At 43.9% G+C, this 22,129-nt stretch carries 17 protein-coding genes; 4 read left to right on the plus strand and 13 right to left on the minus strand.

What is annotated here, in order from left to right:
- Window positions 1-144: 144 nt before the first annotated feature.
- Complete coding sequence (locus OH463_RS19370; RefSeq protein ID WP_049535959.1) at window positions 145-1,065, plus strand: LysR family transcriptional regulator; 921 nt, start codon at window positions 145-147, stop codon at window positions 1,063-1,065.
- Window positions 1,066-1,154: 89 nt separating this feature from the next.
- Here OH463_RS19370 and OH463_RS19375 read toward each other — a convergent pair whose 3' ends face one another.
- Window positions 1,155-1,670: a membrane protein gene (locus OH463_RS19375; RefSeq protein ID WP_047516805.1), complete on the minus strand. Its 516-nt coding sequence runs from the start codon at window positions 1,668-1,670 to the stop codon at window positions 1,155-1,157.
- Between the two features lie 127 nt (window positions 1,671-1,797).
- A complete protein-coding gene (locus OH463_RS19380) occupies window positions 1,798-3,156 on the minus strand; it encodes an aminotransferase-like domain-containing protein (RefSeq protein WP_269992175.1) in 1,359 nt (452 codons plus the stop codon).
- 161 nt (window positions 3,157-3,317) lie between these two features.
- Here OH463_RS19380 and OH463_RS19385 point away from each other — a divergent pair, with 161 nt between their 5' ends.
- Window positions 3,318-3,926: a LysE family translocator gene (locus tag OH463_RS19385; protein WP_045489164.1), complete on the plus strand. Its 609-nt coding sequence runs from the start codon at window positions 3,318-3,320 to the stop codon at window positions 3,924-3,926.
- A 133-nt stretch (window positions 3,927-4,059) separates the two neighbouring features.
- Here OH463_RS19385 and OH463_RS19390 read toward each other — a convergent pair whose 3' ends face one another.
- Complete coding sequence (locus tag OH463_RS19390) at window positions 4,060-5,226, minus strand: hypothetical protein (protein ID WP_005446043.1); 1,167 nt, start codon at window positions 5,224-5,226, stop codon at window positions 4,060-4,062.
- Between the two features lie 263 nt (window positions 5,227-5,489).
- Window positions 5,490-6,386 carry an SDR family oxidoreductase gene (locus tag OH463_RS19395; protein WP_050939718.1) on the minus strand — a complete coding sequence of 299 codons (897 nt, stop codon included), beginning with the start codon at window positions 6,384-6,386 and terminating at the stop codon, window positions 5,490-5,492.
- Between the two features lie 193 nt (window positions 6,387-6,579).
- On the opposite strand from OH463_RS19395, the gene OH463_RS19400 reads away from it, so the two are divergent.
- Complete coding sequence (locus tag OH463_RS19400; RefSeq protein ID WP_269992177.1) at window positions 6,580-7,464, plus strand: LysR family transcriptional regulator; 885 nt, start codon at window positions 6,580-6,582, stop codon at window positions 7,462-7,464.
- A 103-nt stretch (window positions 7,465-7,567) separates the two neighbouring features.
- Here the strand turns inward: OH463_RS19400 and OH463_RS19405 are convergent, their stop codons facing one another.
- On the minus strand, window positions 7,568-9,160 hold the full coding sequence (locus OH463_RS19405) for a S8 family peptidase (RefSeq protein ID WP_029788120.1): 1,593 nt from the start codon (window positions 9,158-9,160) through the stop codon (window positions 7,568-7,570).
- A gap of 633 nt (window positions 9,161-9,793) precedes the next feature.
- Here OH463_RS19405 and OH463_RS19410 point away from each other — a divergent pair.
- Complete coding sequence (locus OH463_RS19410) at window positions 9,794-10,780, plus strand: cytochrome-c peroxidase (protein ID WP_005446048.1); 987 nt, start codon at window positions 9,794-9,796, stop codon at window positions 10,778-10,780.
- Window positions 10,781-10,836: 56 nt separating this feature from the next.
- Here OH463_RS19410 and OH463_RS19415 read toward each other — a convergent pair whose 3' ends face one another.
- From OH463_RS19415 to OH463_RS19450, 8 genes are all read right to left on the minus strand, one after another.
- On the minus strand, window positions 10,837-12,648 hold the full coding sequence (locus tag OH463_RS19415) for a hypothetical protein (protein WP_269992181.1): 1,812 nt from the start codon (window positions 12,646-12,648) through the stop codon (window positions 10,837-10,839).
- 799 nt (window positions 12,649-13,447) lie between these two features.
- Entirely contained in the window at window positions 13,448-14,872 is a 1,425-nt protein-coding gene (locus OH463_RS19420) for an aspartate kinase (protein WP_269992182.1), read from the minus strand.
- A gap of 80 nt (window positions 14,873-14,952) precedes the next feature.
- A complete protein-coding gene (locus OH463_RS19425) occupies window positions 14,953-15,339 on the minus strand; it encodes an ectoine synthase (RefSeq protein ID WP_005446054.1) in 387 nt (128 codons plus the stop codon).
- 14 nt (window positions 15,340-15,353) lie between these two features.
- A complete protein-coding gene (ectB, locus tag OH463_RS19430; protein WP_269992184.1) occupies window positions 15,354-16,619 on the minus strand; it encodes a diaminobutyrate--2-oxoglutarate transaminase in 1,266 nt (421 codons plus the stop codon).
- A 33-nt stretch (window positions 16,620-16,652) separates the two neighbouring features.
- The gene (gene ectA, locus OH463_RS19435; RefSeq protein WP_199450060.1) at window positions 16,653-17,186 is read right to left on the minus strand and encodes a diaminobutyrate acetyltransferase; all 534 of its coding nucleotides are present in this window, start codon (window positions 17,184-17,186) and stop codon (window positions 16,653-16,655) included.
- 344 nt (window positions 17,187-17,530) lie between these two features.
- Window positions 17,531-19,195: a BCCT family transporter gene (locus OH463_RS19440; RefSeq protein ID WP_005446060.1), complete on the minus strand. Its 1,665-nt coding sequence runs from the start codon at window positions 19,193-19,195 to the stop codon at window positions 17,531-17,533.
- Between the two features lie 225 nt (window positions 19,196-19,420).
- On the minus strand, window positions 19,421-20,170 hold the full coding sequence (locus tag OH463_RS19445) for a 3'-5' exonuclease (RefSeq protein WP_269992188.1): 750 nt from the start codon (window positions 20,168-20,170) through the stop codon (window positions 19,421-19,423).
- Complete coding sequence (locus OH463_RS19450) at window positions 20,167-22,047, minus strand: DUF294 nucleotidyltransferase-like domain-containing protein (RefSeq protein ID WP_269992190.1); 1,881 nt, start codon at window positions 22,045-22,047, stop codon at window positions 20,167-20,169. The genes OH463_RS19445 and OH463_RS19450 overlap by 4 nt, the downstream gene beginning before the upstream one ends.
- Window positions 22,048-22,129 lie beyond the last annotated feature (82 nt).

The raw sequence follows: 22,129 nt of genomic DNA on the forward strand, positions 1-22,129 counted from the left end.
GACTCTCTTGTACCTTACTTCGATTGGCTAATTGATGGGGCTATATTAGCCCCGACCATCGCAATCAAAAATAGACAACATTGAACTTGAATCTTTCATATTTGAATGATTAACTCAAAGTGTCATTCCCAAGAGCGTTCAATTATGAAAGCAAAAGACATCTCCAACCTCTATCTGTTTTGCCAATCTGTCGAGTGTGGCGGCTTTGCTGCAGCGAGCCTTAAAACACACGTTTCAGCCCCAACGCTGTCAAGGGCGGTGGCAAGCCTCGAAGATAAACTGGGTGAAAAACTGGTACACCGTAATGCAAAACAGTTCCAACTCACGACGGCAGGCGACGAATACTACCAACGCTTCGCTGCCCTATTTATGCAGTTAAATGATGAATGGACGCAGCTTTCGAATAGCCAGCCAGTATTGACGGGTGAAATCCGAGTCTCTTGCCCTGAGCCATTTGCTGATAATTTCCTGCAAAAAATGGCGATTGAGTTTATGCAGCTTCACTCAGAGGTATCCGTAACCATTCAATTTAGTGCAGGCACTGAGCGTTTCTTTGATGAGCAGATTGACCTTGCGATTGTAACGACCCCACCTCATGCCAGTCATTTAATACAGCGTCGGTTATTTGAATCACCATTAATGCTCGCAGCATCACCCAGTTATATCGCAAAACATGGTCAGCCAGAACGAGCAGAAGAGTTGATTAACCATCAGCTACTCTCAGGTAATAACTTGCCGTATTGGGAGCTAAAAGAAGATGGCAAAGCGATCCGTATTCCTTATCAGCCTCGTTACTCAATCAGCAGTCTGCGGTTAAATATTGATGCGACAATAGCAGGAGCTGGGATCTGCATGATGCCAAGAGCCGCCTTTGAAAAGCATGCAGAAAGAAAAGAGTTGGTAGAAGTACTGCCAGAACTAGAATACCCAACGGGTAAAGCATTCTTGGTGTGGGCAGACAGAAAGCTGATAGCGACCAGAGTGGTTGCCTTTAGAGACATGATTTTTGAAAGGTTTGGGCAATCGGCAGAATTTCTGGCTTCGATTCACTCAGAGCGAAATTAGTAGTTGTTGTATTTATGAAATGCCTATTTATAAATGAAATGCGCCAGACTAGACAAGCTAATCTGGCGTTTGTTTTGTTACTTTAACGACTACTTTTTACGAAAATATAGGAATGCATTTAACCAAGCTAACCCAAGAATAATCAGCGTCATTACAGGTGGCTTAGACTGAAGTGGTAGCACTTCGGCTGGCACATTTGGCAATAGGTGAACATACACCGCGACAATCATAATTGCGGTAGTTAACAGCGCTGATAACTGCATGGCTTTATCTTTAATTGGTGCTGCGAGTACCTTATTGCCAATCATCACCACAAGTAGCAGTAAACCTGCAAAAATCTCACCTAATTGACCCATCCATCGAGACAAAGTAGGAAAAGGCAGTTCACTTAACGCAATCTGTTTTGCGAACATAGTCGCAAACGGGTCAAAGAATTTTACGGTTCCCGCCATCACCATAAAGGCACCGAGAAGACCAGTTAGGATCTTTTGAACTTTTGTTCCTGCGCTGTCGGCTTTGTCATAATTACGAACCAAAAAAACACTCGTAACGAGTAGCATCGCGCCGATAAGAGATAATTCAAGAACTAATTGTGATGTGCTCATAGCAAACCTTCATTATGTGTTAGCAAGTTGATGGCGCTATTCTACGAAATACAATAAACCTCAAAAATAGACAGATTTGATTTTTATCCGTTCAAAAATGCAAGATTAAATATTACCTCTAGAGCCTTTAAGTGAGCCGTGCGATTTGCTCTCTTACGGTCTCTAAAGCGGACTGCAATTGTGGGCGGCTTAGTGGACCTGCAAGTGATATTCTCACCGCTGCTGGCACTTCATACCGACCCACGGCAAACATTTCTGCTTCTCTCACTCTGACCCCATGTTTCAACAACGATTGGTTAAAGTGATACCCTGTTAATGGCTCAGGCAAAGGTAACCATACATTGTAGCCAGGGATGCCAATCTGGATTTCGGGAAATACAGCCTTCCAGATCCGATGACGCGCACTGAGTTCCATCGCGATCTCTTCGTCCACCGCCTGCATCGCTTCGCTGGTTAACCAACGACAAACCAGATCGATTATCAAAGGGCTAACATACATACAGCTAGCTCGTAGCGCTCGTTGCAGTAACTCTTTGAAAGACAATGGAAGAATGATAAAGCCCAGTCGCAATCCACCCGCGAAGTACTTAGAAAAACTGCCCACGTATAAGGTAATATCCGGAGCAATAGCGACTAAAGGACTCTTTCGATGGGATGGCGGGCAGTAGAGAACGTCGTCCTCAATAATCAACACATTGTAACGACGGCATATTTCTATGATTTTTAGTCTTCGGCTATCTGTTAATTGAGCTCCGGTCGGGTTTTGTATTCCCGGCGTGAGATAAAGCAGTTTTGGGCGATGCCTCTTACAGTGCAATGCCAGATCTTCTGGATCTAATCCATGTTCATCAACTTTTACTGGCACTAGCTTTCGTTCGGATTGCTGACATGCATAGATGAACTCTGGATAACACAGCCCTTCGGCAAGAATAGTATCTTTTGGACGGCTTAATGCTTGAATAATCAGCGAGATCCCGTGTTGCCCTCCATGAGTCCACATTAGACGCCGTGCGTCAATATCGATATTAAACTTGCTCATCAGCCATTGTCGAAGAGTCTCGTTATGACCCTGAATGCCATCAGCGGAGTAGTAATCCAGCACGGCTGCCTGCGCGATCTCCTCGTGAGATAACTCTTTCAACGCATTCGCCAGAAATTTCGGCTGCGATAATAACAAAGGTCGGCAGCGCGCTAAATCAATGCCTTGTTCTTCCAATACCGGATGATAAAAGTGGTTCAGTTCAGTTTCTCTGTTCCGAACATAAGTTCCACTTCCTACTTTTGGCTCTGTTAAGCCCCTCCGCTCAAGCTCCTGATACGCCCTCGTCACCGTTCCAACCGTCACACCCAAGCGATAAGACAAAATACGCTGAGGGGGTAATTTCATATCTGGTTCGAGTTCACCACTCTCTATCACCTCAGCAATCGCATCAGCCAGTGCCATAAACTTAGGTCCGGAACGACCCGATATATCAGGGACTAACATTGTCTCTCTCCGAAGGGGTACAATTAATTCTTGTATTCAGGATAAATAAGGCCTGACGAAAATGAAATCAAAGAATTGTCACCATGACGCATTAAATGTAGGTCTCTCTCACTTCGCCCCTTTACTCTTGGCTCAGCAGCACTTATTTGAGAGGAAAGGAAATGACAACATTATGGGACCTAATGCCAGCGATGAGTTTATTTGCGTTTGTTACCGCCATCACGCCCGGTCCAAATAACTTATTGCTCGCCAACTCAGGGGCACAATTTGGTGTCCGGAAATCATGGCGACACCTAATTGGTATCCGTATTGGTGTTATCGGGTTAATTCTGCTTTGCGCGTGTGGTGCCGGCGTTGCTCTCCAGACTCATCCAAGTTGGTATCTCGCCATAAAATACATCGGTCTGGCTTACATGTTCTGGTTGATAATAAAGCTATTGTGTACCAACTCTTTCGCGGGTAAAGCCACCAAAAGCAAACCAATCAACGTAACTCAGGCTACGTTGTTTCAACTAGGTAATATGAAGGCTTGGATGGCATCACTTGCTTTGGTCACAAGTTATAGCCTCCCCTCTAGCTATTGGTTATCTGTCGCATTGATTACTTTCGTGTTTACGACATTCGGACTGTTTGCCAATATGACTTGGGTCTGGGTTGGTCAAAAAATCCGTGTTTATCTCAATACCACATTAAAGCAGCGTATGTTCAATATCAGCCTAGCAGCGATAACATTCATATCATTGTTACCAGTGTTGGAGCACTCAATCTGAGTACTAACGGTTAAGTAATACTGGCTGGTGAATCAAAAGAGATAAAACGCCCACACTGCTGAACAAGTGTGGGCGTTTTTGATTTTGGCGCCGTACCGAGTAACTGGATGAGCTCAATACTCTTCTGCGCGCTCTACAAAACTGGGACGTGGTGCGCTTCCACTTTTGTTTTATGAATATGGCTCATCTTATGGGTATTAACGAAATCTGTTCCATCCGCAAATTTCTTTTTCACGCTATTTGTCAGTATTGTAATGGTGTTACCAAAAACGGCGTCAGTGTGGCGGGCATATTCACACATCGTTGTCTTAACGCCACGTTCAGCAAATTCCTTCTCCATCTTACGAGAATAAGTAACGAATTCAGCCGGCGTGATTTGCTCGTCTAATTTCGCATTATCTACAACCTTGCTTATCACCTCATTTGGCGTTAGTGATTTATCGAGATTGTCTAAGATCTCCACTGCTTTTTTAGGGTGCACAGTTGGCGCTCTTTCACAGGTGTACAATCCATAGAGGAACTCGACAACCATTTCGATCGCTTCTTTGTCGTGTCCACCCATCAGATAGCTTCCGTTACCTACAGCACCGCCAGAAAATTTGCTCTCGCCGTTGAGATGCTTAGCTAAATTGCCGTCTGGCTTGATGCTGACACCGATATCGAAGAAGTAATCTCCGGCATTTAGGGCGAGTAAGGAGACCATGTTCTTTGCAAAGGCAGGACTACCGTAGTTGATACTTGCCTCATACAGCTCTGTCATCTTCTTCGCAATGGCAGGTGTTGCCATGTTTTTCTTCGTCAGTAATTCATCAACTGAAACGAATTTAACATTCTCAGGAAGCTCTACACGTGAGTCGTAACAGGTTCGACCTTTCGTACGTCTATCGACATAAATAACGTGTTTCACCTTTGGAGTGACTTTAGCATTACTAATTACATTCAGCAGACCATGTTCTTTTTCAACACTTGGAATAACATTGTCCTCGCCACTTTCTGCTTTTGTATTGACCCAGCAATAAGCAACTGTCTTGGTCGGTAGTTTGGAAAAACTCGGTTTTGCACACAACAATGAACTGAGACCACTCTTTTTCTTTTTTTCTTTTAATGGCGTTAGTGCGACGTCGGTGTTTTCGTTGTTGCGCTCAGCAAGGACTCTTTCTCGGTTAGCAGCCCAGCGTTTATTGTCTGCTTGCGTAACTTTTAGTTCTTCCCTTCGAGCTATACGTTGTTGTTCAGCGCGCTCTTGGACGGATTGTTGTGCTTGTTCGGTGTGGTCACTTGGAGGAGATTGATATCGCATTAAGTTTGCCCTAATTACCAAATGTAAGAATTTGTTACAATATGATAAATTTGACACTTAGAATAAAGAGTGGTGATGAAGTAACCGTTCAATAAGGTATTATTACTAAACAAAAGCTCATTATGAAGGGGAAAATTCATTTATTTTCTCTTCAACCTGTTCGCTATTAATACGTTAAAACCAATAAATAATTTATAGTTAAGGTCTCGTCAACGACATTTAAAAAGGGACTCAAATGAGTCCCTTTTTAGTTTCAAATCATCTTAAGCATTCGCTAGTTTTTGTAGCTCTGCTTTGTTTGCTTCTAACCAGGCTTCAAAGCTTTGTGGCTGCTTACCAGTTAGCTTTTCAAATGCCTCACTTGTGCCGTCTGAATAGTTTCCACGGTTGTGTTTGTCCATTGTTACACATAACTCTACGATTGGTGCAGGCAATTCAAACGACTCTAACTGTGCTTGGTAATCCTCATCAGACAAGTTCACCATAGTGGTCGATGTACCCAACACTTTATCTATCACCTTCGCCATTTCAGCGTGTGTCATAGATTGCGCACCGTTCATTGGAAGTATAACTTTACCTTGCGCTGGTTTTACTAATGCAGATGCCGCTGCAAAAGCCAAATCTCTACGTGATAACTGAGCCGAGCGACCTTCTGCTGCCGACGTCAACCAATGACCCGATTGTAGAATGCTTGCGAAGTACTCTGCCAAGTTTTCAAAATACCAATTGTTGCGCATGATGGTGGCATGAGGGATGCGACTTTGTTTAATCGCATTTTCAGTAGCTTCATGCTCATGAGCAAACATCACTGGCGAACTCTCTGCAGAAGGCATCGACGTATAAGCGATATGGCTCACCCCTACTTTTTCCGCTGCCGCTACAGCATTCAAGTGTGCTTGAGTACGAGGACCAGAAGCGTCGATGCTAATAAGCAGCATGCTGTCTGCGCCGAGAAATGCTTTCTCTAGTGACTCTGGGCTAGAAAAGTCTGCTTCGCGAACATCCACACCTTGGCTTGCTAACGCTTGCAGTTTGTCTGCATGGCGAGTAGTTACAATCAATTGGCTTGGTTGAACATTTAGCTCTTCAAGCAGTGCTTTTACTACTTGTGAACCTAGTTTACCTGATGCACCTGTTACTAGAATTTTGCGATCTGACATGATGGTTTCTCCATTCAATTCTTAAATAATTTCTTTTTAATAACGCGGAGATGACCAAGCTGCTGTGCCTCCCCGCTGTCGATGGAGACACTATATCGTTTGATGATTGATAGATAATTACCCTTTGATTAAACTGATTGTTAATTACTACTAAACAATAGTGAATAATAAGAACTTCCGGACAATAAGCTATATGATTTCACTCGATGACATGCTGGTCTTTGCTAAAGTGGCAGAGAAACAATCCTTTACTCAAGCAGCGGATGAGCTTGATATCGGTAAAGCGCGTGTATCGCAGATCGTCTCTAAACTTGAGCAAGCGCTAAATACACGTTTACTGCATCGCACTACTCGCTCTCTTTCATTGACCGACGCAGGGTTGCGTTACTATGAGAAATGCAAACTGATTGGCGATATTGCATCTGAAGCGAATGCAGAAACGCAAGATGCTAACCAGATTCCAAGCGGTACGATTCGGATATCCACACCTAGCTCAGCGATGGTGGATATACTGAGTGAGTTCATGCACCTCTACCCAGAAATCAAACTCGATATTATTGAGAGTGACAGTTACAGCAACCTGATTGAATCTCGTTGTGATATTGCACTGCGTGCCTCTTCCGCCCTTGAAGATTCGAGTTTATATGCAATCAAGCTTGGTTATTTCCGAGATATGCTTTGCGCTACCCCAACCTATCTAAGCAAAGTTAAGGCGGTATCCACACCTGAAGATCTCTTAACACTGGATTGGATTAGTCACCATATCGTTCACGGTGATAAGCAGCTTACGATGACCAATAACAAAGGTCAGGTGACACGTTTGATTCACAGCCCAAAGGTACAAGTGAGAACCGCTGCGACAGTCAAAGCGTTCGTTCTGAATCATCTTGGTTTTGCCATCATGCCGAGCTTTATGATGAAGGAAGAGTTAGCGCGAGGAGATCTCATACGTATCCTACCTGATGTGCACGATTTAGAAATTCCGATTTATGCGGTGTACCAAGAGAAAGCGCTAATGCCGCTAAGAGTACGCACACTGATCGAGTTCTTAAAACAAAAGAGTGATGCGTTTGAATAACGTCAATCACGAGTCATCAAAACAGCGCCATAAAGCAAAGCCCACCGACAAGTGGGCTTTGTATTTTACTGCTATCGATACTTTCTACTATGCGTAACAGTGACTAGTAACTCGCTTGGATGCTTACACCGTTGTAGCTTGAATAGCCTTGAATCATTACGTGGTAACGTCCGCTTTGAGTGGCATTAACTGTACATGTCTCACTGTTGCCGTATCTGAAAGGTCGACAATCCCAAGCATTAAGCGTTGGCTTAGAGCCAAAGCGTAGATACAAATCTGCATCACCGCTGCCGCCATACATTTGTACCGTTAGACGTTGCCCTGCTTCTACATCTACGTAGTAATAAGCTACCTGCCCTGTTGAACCGCTCAAGCCACTCACTGGCACACCTGAGGTCAATTTACCTTCTGGATCTGGCGTTGGATCGGGACCACCACAATCTTGACCACAATCAGCATCCGTTAAACTGTAAAGCAATTTATTCACACTGCCTCTTGTGTCCGTGACTTTGCCACTGGTTGCGCGCTCAACGATCAGCGCTTCCACTTGGCTTGGTGAAAGTGCACTGTTTTCTTGGAGATAAAGCGCAGCAACACCAGCAACATGTGGGGTTGCCATTGAAGTGCCACTTATCGTCTTATAACCGCCATCATACCAAGCAGACTTGATTTGTGATCCTGGAGCAAAAACATCGACACAGCTACCCCAGTTTGAAAAACTAGAACGTGCGTCAGAGCTCGTCGTCGAGCCGACAGTAACACCAGAAGAAACACGCGCAGGTGAGTAGTTACAGGCATCAGCATTGGAGTTACCAGCTGCAAGCATAAAGCTAACGCCGGACTGAACTGCGCTTTGCACTGCGCTATCAAGAGCAACAGATTGCCCACCACCTAAACTCATGTTGGCAACCGAAGGACCAGAAGCATTGGCAGCTACCCAATCAACACCCGCAATAACGCCGGACGTTGAACCTGAGCCAGAACAGCTAAGCACTCTGACACCAACAATGCTCACGTTCTTTGCCACGCCATACAAAGATCCGCCGATCGTGCCCGCTACGTGTGTGCCGTGTCCATTACAGTCACTGGCATCCGCATCATTGTCGACAAAGTCATATCCCGAAATGGAGCGTCCGGCAAATTCAACGTGCGAGTTGTTCACACCCGTATCGATAACGTAAGCCGTTACGCCCGTTCCATCAAAGTTGGCGCTGTAATTGTTATTGAGAGGCAGGCTACGTTGATCAATTCGGTCTAGCCCCCAAATTGCATTACTTTGGTTTACTTCTGCCGAGACTATTGGGTCTAGTGTGAGAATTCTGTCTTGCTCGATGTATTCAACACGTGGATCAGCACGTAACGCTTTCAGCTGTTCAGGAGCTAACGTCGCAACGAAACCGCTGATCGAATTGTCGAATACTGATTCCACTTGTATTGAGTACAAACCAGACATTCGGTCCACAGATTGTTGTGTGAACTGCTGTAATTCAAGTGAATTATTCATCATCATTTGAGGTTGATGAAATACAACGATATAACGATCAGCGATGGCGATGTCTTTAGGCGCAAGCATCAGTGACGCTGGTGTCTGCGCTAAATCCGCATTATTTGGGAGTTCTGTCGATTGCGAAAAAGCGAGAGAAGAATGGAAACAGAGTGCCGAGGTGATACAACAACTTAGTAGTTTCTTTAACATAGAATGTTCCTTGAAATCATAGTCTTGTTGATTTTTACCTAGTACCAAACTGTCAACACGAAAAGACAGACAATCAGCGTAGTACGCTCAATACGTGCTGCAGTGACGTTACACCATCAAATTAGACAATGAGCAATCATATGCATAATTGATAATAATTCGCATACTCAAAAACATGATCAATGACCAAGCTTTATTGAAATTGAAATGTAAAAGCCCATCTAGATTTAGAGCAAAATCCCTAAAATGGAATAACTCTAAACATCGGAGTTGTTAGTTGTTAAATATCCTCTATCCAACCTAAGCTAGCGAGATAAAACCTTCAATCGTGGACTTTGCTAGGGACTCCCTCCTATGGTTCTCACTTAATTGCATAATTGACCTAAATCAACGAACCATTCGTTTATATTCTTTACATATTTGTAAATAAAAAGTAACCACCACCGCTGAAAGCAAGCAAAATCAAATCGTGCAAACTTTGTTCGCTTTTAACATCGTTTTTTGCCATAAAAACCATCGATTTTTTGCATTTTATAGAAAAAAACGATTGCTATACCGTGACTTCCAGAGCGTACCAATAAGAAGTACGCCGCCCTAGTGAGAGTGAAAAAATCACTTAAAAAGGAAGTTATTATGAAAACTCTTATAGCAGTGAGCGTCTTGTCAGTCCTATCTTTCGGTGCTTATGCTGAGCGCCAATCCGCAGAACCCATTAAGGTGATCGAACCGGTTGCTGGTCTTAATGCGAAAAAGGTAGAACTGGGTAAAACGTTGTGGTTTGAACCTCGATTATCCGCCTCCAACACCATTTCTTGTAACTCTTGCCATAACATCGCAAAAGGTGGCGTCGATAACCTACCAAGTTCCATTGGTCATAAATGGGCGATTGGTCCTATCAACTCACCAACGGTGTTTAACTCAGACTTAAACTTCGTTCAGTTTTGGAACGGACGCGCCAAAGATTTGCAGGAACAAGCAGCAGGTCCAATTGAGAACCCCCTCGAAATGGCATTCACTCACCAATTGGCTATCGATACGCTAAAATCGATTCCTCAATATCGTGAGTGGTTTAAAGAAGCTTATGGCAGTGAGACAATCACCATCGATAATGTAACCGATGCGATTGCGACGTTTGAGCAAACGTTGCGTACACCAAATGCGCCGTTCGATCTTTGGTTGAAAGGCGACGACAACGCACTAACAACAGCGCAGGTTGAGGGTTATAACTTATTCAAGGCAAAAGGTTGTACAGCGTGTCATAGTGGTCCATTGGCTGGCGGGCAAATGTACCAAAAAATGGGCTTAGTGAAGCCATTTGCAACAGACAACCCAGACATAGGGCGCAAAGCGATCACGGGGAATGATTTCGATAAGTTTGTGTTTAAAGTACCGACACTGCGTAACATCGAACTCACCTACCCGTACTTCCACGACGGCTCTGTTTGGGATCTAGAAGAAGCAGTAGCAATGATGGCTGACCTTCAGCTTGGTCAGAAGCTGACGAAAGAGGAATCGGTTAAAATCACTGAGTTCTTACGTTCGTTAACCGGTGATCAACCAGAGGTGACTCTTCCTCACCTACCTCCTTCAACTAACGAGACTGCTCGCCCGAATATCTAAAGATAGACATTTTAAATACACAAACCGAGCAACTGCTCGGTTTGTTATTCATCAATTTAGTTCAAAGGGGTGACGCCATCACTAGAAACTAAATAGTTATTGATGACTCGTCCATATGGATCAAATGCAGTGTGAAAAATTCGAACCACATCATCACTTGGCGAAGAAGTAACTTCTGTCTTACCGGTCTCGATATTCATTCTCGTACCAACGCCAACATGGTTGGGGAAAAATACATACAGATCACCTTCAACCACAAATTTGTCATCACGTTGCCAATCATATAAAAACGACGCCTTAGAGCCATTAACATCGACTAGCTTAGCTAGATACGGTCCCATAGCTTCTTTGCCCTCTGGCGGTTGAGTTAAATAAATGGTTTTAGATAATTGATGATCAGAATATACGTAAGTCACGGTGTACGCTTTATTCAGAGCAATATCATCCTTCCCTAACTCAATTGGGTATCCGTCTAAAAGACCACTAACTCTGTTATGGCTATCAACTAAGTGACAAGTGTTATCTGAAGGCTCACGATATATTTTGTCTAATTTAATCTCCGCATTCGTCGGAGAGGTAACCGTGACATATTGTAGCCCTGGAAATACCTCATTTAATGAAGGTAGACTGTCAATAAATTCTTCAGAACCCCATTGCCAATGACCTCTGTCTAGACTGATTGTACAATCGCTTGATGAAAGGAAACCCGTTGCTTCGAAAACCCATCTAAACTCGTCTTGCGGATACCAGTTGTATTCGCTTGGCGCTGCATTGAGCTTGTATAGCGCATAGAAAGAAGTCGGAAATGGCTTGTCATCACCTAGGAATTTCAACTCACCATCGACAAACTCAAACCATGCTTGATCTCTAGAAATGCTAGATGCAGTGCTTGCTTCAAAGGCAGTAGTATAGCCAAGTAGGTACTGCTGTGTTTCAGGTCGACTTTCAAGGATAATTAGGTCACGGTAACGCTGTAGGTTTGGATTATTCTCTGCTGGTAAAATATCGAAGTAACGCTCGTGTAATGACTGATAATTGCTTCCGAACCAATGGGCATTAGGAGAAAGAAGAGATTCAAAAGCAACCTTATCCTCTCTCAACAGAATCATTTCTTCTAATATTTCACTAGCTCTATGAATGACTTTCAAATCGCGACTTAACTGTTCAATATCACTACCGGAAGGAATTAGTGAATAATTAGACCAAGATTCTTTATAAGAGAGTTCAACAGAATAGTTCTTATTAGGTATATAAGTTATTACCGCCCTATCAGTTTTGTATTCTACATCTAGTGTAGAAAGCACACTGTCTAAATTGGTAAAGTCTGCCTTATACTGTTCCGAAAAGAAGTTCACATTAACTTCCACTCCTGCAGCAATCAATAACGGCTCAATAACTTTAACCAACTCGCTTTGTGCATTTTCTATTGCGTCTTTCGTAAACAGGTTTTTATACGTATCGAAGTTATCAAATGTCAAATCGGCATCCACACCCGTAACTTTACTTACAATGAGTCTTGTTAAAGCAGATAGATTCACTCGTGAGTCATTGTTATCAAGCAATAAGGAGTATTCAACATTAGACTCGATACCATGAAAGCCTGTTATCTTAAGCAACACTGGATACTCAATCTCATCGGCATTCTGTATCGAAAATACGCCATCTTTAACAACATTGATAACATCATGCCCAAATAGCGCTTTTGGAGAACCACTAAAGGTCACATGCCCTTTTATCGCACCCCCATTAGAAGCTAGACCATTTATCGTTCTATGTTCAGCCTCAACTTCGTTATTCTTTGACTCAGTACCACAACCCGCCAAAGCCATTAACATTAGCGCACAAACTGACTTATTATTTAAACTCATAGTTAATTTCATAAAATCTTAAAAAGCTCACTGTTTTAAAACAGTAAAAAGGGGCGCGCATTCTATATCATCAATACACCTACAGATAGAAAATAAAAGTTTTTAATTTGACAAATTACATTTATCAAATTAAAAGTTTTGAGTGATTAAAAATAGAGCTTGTTCTTATTTAATAACCTTTAGGCATTCTTTTTATTAAAAAATCAAACTTAACAAACCGTCTCATCTAGCAAACATAAAGCTTTTTCAGCTTGACCTTCATACTGCCCCCTAACCGTTGCATACCTCATCGCATGCGCTCACCCTATTTTTATTAAGAAATACAATGTAATTGAATCTTTTTGTACGAACTTCCAATAATATGTCGATTCGTTGGATTAAGTTCGAGGTCTAAGGATAGAGCAAGATGGGATTCAAAACTGTTCAAACACAATCACATTATGTCGATGGCATACTCGTCACTGCCGAATATCACCGCCTGTCGACAAGATTTACCTTGCGAATTGGCGAAGAGATCCTCTATTCAAAACGGCTTTATGCTATTGCGTTTAGAAATGCCCCAATGACCATTAACAACCAGTGTTATCGTGTTAGGGTCATTTGGTGCTTAATTTGGCGAGCAAGGTTAACTAAAGAAGACACAGTGGTGATAGAAGAACTGATTGATAAACGACGCTCAAAGTCATTATTTACACTTGTATTCTCTACTATCATGCGAAGTTTAAAGTATGTATTCAGTTAAGCAGTTTCAAATAGAGATTCCCCGTATTTAAAACTGCAACATGATCAGGCAAGTCGATTAAGCAACATTCACCGATTTTTTCGCTCCGCGGTCTTGTACAAAAAACTCGCCATGTAATGCGCAAATCGCTTGTTGGTATTCATCATCACTGACGACAAACTGCACATTCACGTTTCTCATTGATGAATGGAGTGCTATCGGTGTGACTCCTCGATTCATCAGGGCTAACACGCCTTTCGCCAGTGTTTTGTTAGTATCAATTTGAGAGCCAATCGCAGAAATCAGCGCAACCATTTTACCAGTAATAGAAGCTCGTGGATGGCGTTTTTCCGCCTTATAGAGCACTTTATTTAAGCTATCGACACTGCCACCTAGGTAATACGTTATTGAATTCGCATTCATCTCTTTACCGATAAGATTGACGCGGGCATCAGCAATGATTTCCATCAGTTCGTAACTGACATTATCCACTTTTCCAACCATGGTTTGGTCGAACAGGTGAAGCGCAAATACTTTCTGCTTACCCGCAATAATTTCAATGCGGTCACTTTCCGGACGATAATCCGCAGAGATCAGAGTGCCCCTGTGCTCAGGTTCAAAGGTATTTTTGATCTGCAATTCAATACCACTTTCGCGAAGACCTGCGGCGGCATTAGGGTGAATGGCTTCCATACCAAGGTTTGCCAATTGATCAGCCACATCATAATTCGTAAATCCAATCGGATTGACACTGTCGACACCGACCACTTTTGGATCGGCAGAACTTAAATGGTATTCCTTATGAATAATGGCTAAATCGGCTTTGACTGTTGCTGCAATTCGGCTGAAAGTCATCTCGCTGTAACCACGGTCATACGTATGCATCAACCCTTCTTTGCAGTACGCGTAACCTGTCACGATTGGAAGTTCTTGGGTAACATCAATCCCTTCAAAGGCTTCATGTATTGTGTCATCCAAGCTTAGAGGCTGCTGATTATCCCAACCGGACAGATCAACAAAAGTCGAATTAATCCCCATGTTCTTGAGCTTTAATGCCGTATTGTAGGCACTGTGTGCTTCACCAATTGAAGAGAGAAACTCACGGATTTGAGGTAAGTAATGACGCAGAGAGAACTGCCCGTACTGACAAGTTTCTAGGATGTTAGTCACGCAAGTTTTTGCTTCTGAAATGCGAGACCTAATGAACTTATCAGCTCTCATGCGATTCATCGGGTCAGCAAAAATGTGCTCGTTGGTCAGGAGCATACGGCTTTCAACATACGCTAACGCGTCTTGCCACGCTTCATCTCGTTTGGCTATCAATTGGTAGACACCCGGTTTACTGGTCTTTTTGCATTCCAATAGTGCATCGGTCATTCCGCCATAAGCAGAGACAACAAAAATACGGTTATATGGATTTTGTGGACGAAGGAGAATATTGTCGAGCACAGCATCAAATGCTGTCATCGATGTACCGCCGATCTTTTCTACGGTAAGTGTCATGATGGGCCTTAATGGTTGGTAATTTGAAAGAATGGATAAGAAAAAGAGGCGAAACCTCGCCCCTTTAAAACCTTAATGGGTTAATCAACGAGAGGATAAACGCCGTTTTCATCGTGAACTTCTGCGCCTGTGATGGGCGGGTTGAACACACAAGCCATGGTCATTTCTTTGTTTTTATAAGCTCGTAGATAGTGCTCGTCATGCTTGTCTAGAATATATAGCGTACCCGGTTTAATTGGGTACGTTTCACCGCCGACTACTTCGATCTCACCTTCTCCACTCATACAAAATACAGATTCCAAATGGTTCTGATAATGAATGTGCGTTTCCGTACCCTCATAGATGGTCGTGATGTGAAATGAAAAGCCCATGTTGTCATCTTTCAAGAGCATACGGACACTTTCCCAGTTATCCGATACCACGCGCCTTTCGCTATTGCGACACTCGTCGAGTGTTCTAACGATCATGATCTGTTCCTTATTTATGATGCTTGTTTGAAGTGTTTGTTTGCGATGGCTTCAACCGAGCCCTCGAAGATATTAAGCCCTTGGGTAAGTTCGGCTTCAGAAATGGTCAATGGGCAGAAAAACTTCACCACTTCATCATTTGGGCCTGCGGTTTCAATGACCATACCATTGTCAAAACAGCTTTTTGCAATGTTGCCTGCGATGTCACCACTCTTACATTCAATACCAATCATCATGCCGCGACCTTTACGCTGCACGAACAGCTCAGGATAACGCTGCACGCAACGTTGGATCACGCTCTCGACTTTGCTGGAACAAGATTTGATATGAGCTTCAAAGTTACTCGTCGACCAATAGGTTTCTAGCGCTTTGGTTGCCGTTATGAAAGCATGATTGTTACCGCGAAACGTTCCGTTGTGCTCGCCTGGTTTCCATTTATCTAATTCAGGTTTGAGCAAAACAATCGCCATTGGCAGACCATAACCGCCAATAGATTTTGAAAGCGTCACCATGTCCGGCTTGATACCTGATGGCTCAAAGCTAAAGAAAGTACCTGTGCGACCACACCCAGCTTGGATGTCATCAACAATCAGTAAAATATCGTGAGCTTCGCACAGCTTACTAAGTCGTTGCAGCCACTCGTTGGAGGCAACATTCAAACCGCCCTCACCTTGCACGGTTTCCAGTAGAACTGCCGCTGGCTTGTCCATGCCTGCCGAATTGTCAGTCAGCATGGTTTCAAATAATTTCAGACCATCAATACCCGCATAGCCTTCGAATGGAATTCGCGTGACGTTGTTTAAACTTGATCCCGCTCCTTGACGGTGGTGTTGATTACCCGTCGCTGCAAGCGCACCTGTCGTACAGCCATGAAAACCATTAGTAAAGGCCACAATGCTGCTACGACTCGTTACTTTTTTGGCGAGTTTGATGGCAGCTTCAACAGCGTTAGTTCCCGTTGGACCTGTAAATTGAACTTTGTAGTCCAGCGCTCTTGGTTGAAGAATGTATTGGTTTAACGCTTCAAGAAAGGCGGCTTTTGCTTCTGAATGCATGTCCAAGCCGTGTGTAATGCCATCCATTTCAATGTATTCAAGCAACGCTTGCTTAAGTACTGGATTGTTATGACCGTAATTGAGAGATCCCGCTCCAGCAAGAAAGTCGAGGTAACGTTCACCTTGCTCTGTTTCTAACCAGCAACCTTTCGCACTACGAAAAACAACCGGAAAACTGTTTGAGTATGAACGTACGTTGGATTCCTGCTTTTTAAAAATATCCATGATAAGACCGTTATTTGATTCCTATTAGTGGGTTTATTTGAGGGGGATACGATACAAATATTCAGTATCGTGCTTGCCTTTAAAGTGTTTATCTTCATCCAAGAAGGTGGTCACTTCACCGTCATTGCCATTTTGCGCATCAAGCTTTTTGAATAATGCCCAAGATGCATCATTTGCCTTGGTGATCGTGGTTTCAATGGCATTAACATTTTCGAGAACTTCTCGGTCAAGAATGTTTTTGAGCATTTTGAAAGCCAATCCATTGCCTCTAAATCGCGGTGCGACGGCGACTTGCCAAATGAACAATACATTGAGCTCATCCGGTTTCTGATAACCAGAGATGAAACCAGCGATCTCACCTTTGTGCTCGACGAGAACACAGGTTTTGCTGAAATGGCTAGATTGGAGGAAGTTACAATATGAAGAGTTCATATCGAGCGGCGGACAATCTGCGATTAAACCATAAATATCGTCGCCATCAGACACGACAGGTTCACGAAAAATCCATTTTTTGCTTGGGTCTTCTCCAATTTCTGGATACATCACCCAAGGTGCTGAGGTAATCATATGTAGATACATATCCTTCGTACACTAATTAAATTTCCTTTTTATTATGCACACTGATTGTGCATAAAAATCAAACCAACCGGCTCTAAATACCCGTTTATTTGATCCAGATCGCACTAAGACAAAGTGCAGATGATTTTAAAAATAGTTTGAGCTCTAATGTATTTATAGGGTTAAGAATATTTTTAGACAGATGCGCCGCACCTTATCGATATTGTGGCGTAAAAAAAGCTTTGAACAGGAAGAAAGTCGTAGCCAATTTCCGGCTAGATATGAAGAATTCAGAAAAGAAAACGGCACGTTGAGACGTGCCGTTTTTTTAGTTGTTATGAAGGAAGCTCAAACTACGCTTTCGCTTTCTTCATTGATTTTGATGTTGGGCGAGGTTCATCCATTAAACCTTTCACTAGAGATACCGTTGCAACCAACAATACGATTGTGAATGGTAAACCAGTTGTTACCGCCATTGCTTGTGCAGCCGCTAGACCACCGCCAAGCATTAGCGCGATTGCAACTAAACCTTCGAATGTACACCAGAACACACGTTGAGGTGTTGGTGCGTCCACTTTACCACCCGCTGCAATCGTATCGATTACAAGAGAACCAGAGTCCGCTGATGTGATGAAGAACACCACAACCAGAATAATACCCACGATAGAGGTTATTTGAGACAGAGGCATCACATCTAGCATCGCGAACAGTTTAAGTGGAAGCTCTGCATCAAATACCGCTTGGTAACCATCGTTCACGTATTGGCTGATCGCCGTACCACCGAATGCCGTCATCCATAATACACACACGGTTGATGGGATCAGGATTACACACACGATAAACTCACGAACGGAACGACCACGAGAAACACGCGCGATAAACATACCTACGAATGGTGACCATGAAATCCACCATGCCCAGTAAAACGCCGTCCAGCCTTGAGAGTAATTCACGTCTTCACGACCGAATGGCATCGATAGTGCTGGAACATTCGCAAGGTATGACATGATGTTCTCAAAGAAGCCCGTCATGATTGCGAGCGTTGGACCCACGATGATCACGAACAATAGCAATAGTGCTGCTAAACCCATGTTGATTTCAGACAGACGTTTTACACCACTATCTAAACCCGCAACTACCGAGATTAACGCTAACGCCGTAATGATCACGATAAGCACGACTTGCGTTGTCTCTGTCATCGGGATGCCGAACAAGAAGTTTAGACCTGTTGCTGCTTGTGATGCACCGTAGCCAAGAGAAGTCGCAAGACCAAACACAGTTGCAACAACTGCTAGGATATCAATAACGTGACCAACCCAACCCCAAACTCGCTCGCCGAAAAGAGGATAGAAAATAGAACGCATCGTTAGAGGCAAGCCCTTGTTGAACGAGAAGATCGCTAAACCAAGAGCCAACAGTGCGTAGATTGACCAAGGGTGAAGTGCCCAGTGGTAAATCGTCGCTGCCATGCCTAGTGCAGATGCCGCCGCGGTATCCCCCTCTGCTGCGCCTAATGGAGCCCAGTCAGTACGGATACCATTCTCAACGTTCACGCCGCCAAGTGCAGCACTGAAGTGAGACATAGGCTCAGATACGCCGAAGAATACCAGACCGATACCCATACCAGCCGCGAATAGCATCGCTAACCAGCCCGCGTAAGTGTAGTCTGGTGTTGCTTCTGTACCACCGATACGAACGCGACCAAGTGGCGTTACGATCAGAATCAAACACACCACGACAAACACGTTGCCCGCAGATAGGAAGAACCAATCAAGGTTAGATACAAGCCAACCACGCAAACCCGCAAAAAACGGTTCTACTTGTTGTCGGAAAGTCAGTGTTAACACTACGAACAGGATGATCGACATGCCTGAAATAGCAAACACACGGTTGTGAATATCAAGTCCGAAAGGACCTACTTTTAACGCGACGTTATCCTGACCAATCTGGTAATCAGTATCGATCGGGTTCACCTTACCGTCGGGGCGCTGTATACCGCCATTATTGTCGGTGCTCACGATTTATCTCCTTAAAAACGTGGCTAGATTAAATTCAAATTAAGCTTGTGTAGGAAGCTGAGTGATGACTTTCTTGTGTCACTTGCTGCAAAGCTTATGTGCGATCGTTGTGTCGCTTTTAGAAGGGTTGCTCTACTTTATAATTTTACCCTCAACCGCTATGATATCGCATTGCATTTTGTTATCAGGACGACTAATTATTTTTGTTGTCAATTCACCGAACCACTATTGCCAAACCACGGACAATGGCATGTCACCGTCAAAGTGATACTGCAGTTGTGCCTGCAACAACTCGGCGGTTGCAAGTGCATCCGTAAGGGCATGATGAGGCTGATAAACAGGTAAATGGTAACGCTCACGCGCATGTCCGAGTCGCACAGACCCAGGCTTTTTACCTTTGAGTTTATTTAACCAACCTTCACATTGCCGACGCTGAATTGCATATTCGATATCCAAGGTGTCAACGACTGGAAATTGAATCCCCTCACCTATACTGTTTAACAAGGCATTATTGAAGAATTGTCGCTCAATGTTTTTGTAGTGCACGACCACAATCTTACCTGCCAACGCATCAAGAATGGCATCAAGAATTTGTTCAAGTTGAGGTGCATTCTTCACTTCAGAATCGGTAATGCCGTGAATCACCACCGACTCTTCATTCAGTTCCCGATTTGGATTCACAACCCAATGACGAGAGCCACTGCACTGTACGCGGTCCAGGGTAAATGGTACCAAGCCTATGGTGAGAATAGCGTCTTCCTCTGCGTTTAAGCCAGTAGTCTCAAAATCGACGGAGACAAACGGTACCTCTTTTAGTGGCGTATCACCATTCACAATAGGCGTAGAGTAATAACGTTTTAATCGAGTATCTTTCGCTTGTTCGGAAAGTTGCTCGAAGAAAACCGCCCAATCGGGGGTCTGGCTGGTATCAAGCAAATCTCGACTATCTTGCTTCTGTTTAGAAAACCACATCATTTGCCACTTCTCTGGTAACGGAACTTAATGTAGTTCTGTGCGTTGCTTAGGATTTGGAATGCAGCTTTTAAGTTGCGACGCTCAAACTCCGACATTTCTTCTGGCTCGATGTTGTTATCGGGCTCTTCCCCATTTTCAATATCCAGCGCTTGATGTCGGATTCGCACCATGTAGATCAACTCCATAGCGTCTTTTAAATCCATGCCGCGACCTTTCGGTAAGATGCCCGCATTGTTGATGTCATCCAAACGCTCAAACGAGTTTTGCGAACGAGAGCCAATCGCCAACGCGTGCACCCGAATCAGATCCGCCATTGGTGCGGTACCACGACGCTTCAAGTTGATGGAATTGCGATGACGTCCGTCTTTCTCCATCACAAAGTCTTTGAAGAAGCCTAGTGGTGGTGTACGACGGATTGCGTTATAAGCCATACAAGCCAAGAAACGATTGTTCTTCTTAGCACGACGGACAATGAACCCGCTCAGTTGCTCAGCCCATTTCACGCGTCCATGTACACCAAGTAAATCGAAGAAAATACTGCTATGCAGAAGTCGTTCTGGCGTTGGATTATCAATCCAGTTCGCAAAGCACTCTTCCCATTCTGAGCGCGTTTTACGCCATTGTGGGTTAGTTGCCATAATGTCGCCAGTACAGTAGGTGTAACCGCACTCGGCTAATCCATCACAAACGAATTTCGCGAACTGAGCAAAATACTCACCATGCAATGTTGGGTCGTAGCTGTTGTCTAGAATCAGCGCGTTGTCTTGGTCTGTGACGATAAGCTGTTCATCACGCGCCATGGAGCCCATCGCCAACAAACAATACGGGATGGGCGCAGGACCTATTTCTTGCTCTGCTAGCTCTGCCAATCTTTGTTTAAAACTGCTGCCAATAACCGACATCGCTCGTCCAACCATGTGCGCATTTGCGTCTTCGCTCACCATTCGGACAAAGCAGTCTTTCACTTGTTTAGATACCGCTTTGAGATCTTCTACCGAGTTTTGCTGGAAGATAGAACTCACTAGCAACAAGCTGTTTTGCGACTCATAACGGACGATATCCGTCATGCTGATTACGCCAATCGGCTTTTTATCTTTTAGGATTGGAAGATGATGGACGTTGTAACGCAGCATTGTCAGCATAGCTTCAAACACGTAAGCACTGTAATCGAGCGACACAACATCGTAGCTCATCACTTCACTTACAGGAATATCGCTGTCTCGACCTTCAGCTAAAACGCGAACGCACAGATCTTTCTCGGTCAAGATACCAAGCAGTTGGTCATCGTCGTCTTCAGTAATGTCTTCTTGCGCGCGGACAATCAAAAGCGCAGTGACGCCCTCTTCTGCCATTAAGATCGCCGCTTCACGAACCGTTGCACTGGCTTCTAGCGTCACTGGCTCACGACTTAAGATCTTGCGCGCTTTCGCAGTCGTAAAGTCATGCCCATCTGAGTGGTTTGATACAGCGGTACGCAGCCTCGCGCTGTCTTCCAACTCCATGAAATCGGCGAAGTTCTCAAACTCGTCACATAGCTCCGTAAAGATATTCTCTGGAATGCAGTAAACCAAGGTGTCTTCAATCGCTTTGGCTGGCATACGGACACGGTTGTTCATCAACAACCCCATTTGTCCAAACAAACCACCAGCATCAATACGGTTGTACAACTCCCCTTTACGGCGGAAGATTTCCACCACACCACTGCGGATCATGTATAAATCACGAATGTCATCGCCTTTCTTGAGAATGTCCGTCCCTGCGCGGTAATAGGCGACTTCGGCATTCATTGCGATGTTTCTTAGGTGCTCTTCCGGTAAATCATCAAAAGGTGGGTATTGGCTAATGAAATTGAGTACTTCTAATTGCTCGGCTTCCATTCTTTATTCCATGCATTGCCTAAACTAAGGCGATAAATATCACCAAGAAAATAATCAGACAATAAATAAATTGAGACGTCAG

This window comes from Vibrio sp. NFR (assembly GCF_027587095.1).
Classification (GTDB): Bacteria; Pseudomonadota; Gammaproteobacteria; order Enterobacterales; family Vibrionaceae; genus Vibrio; species Vibrio harveyi.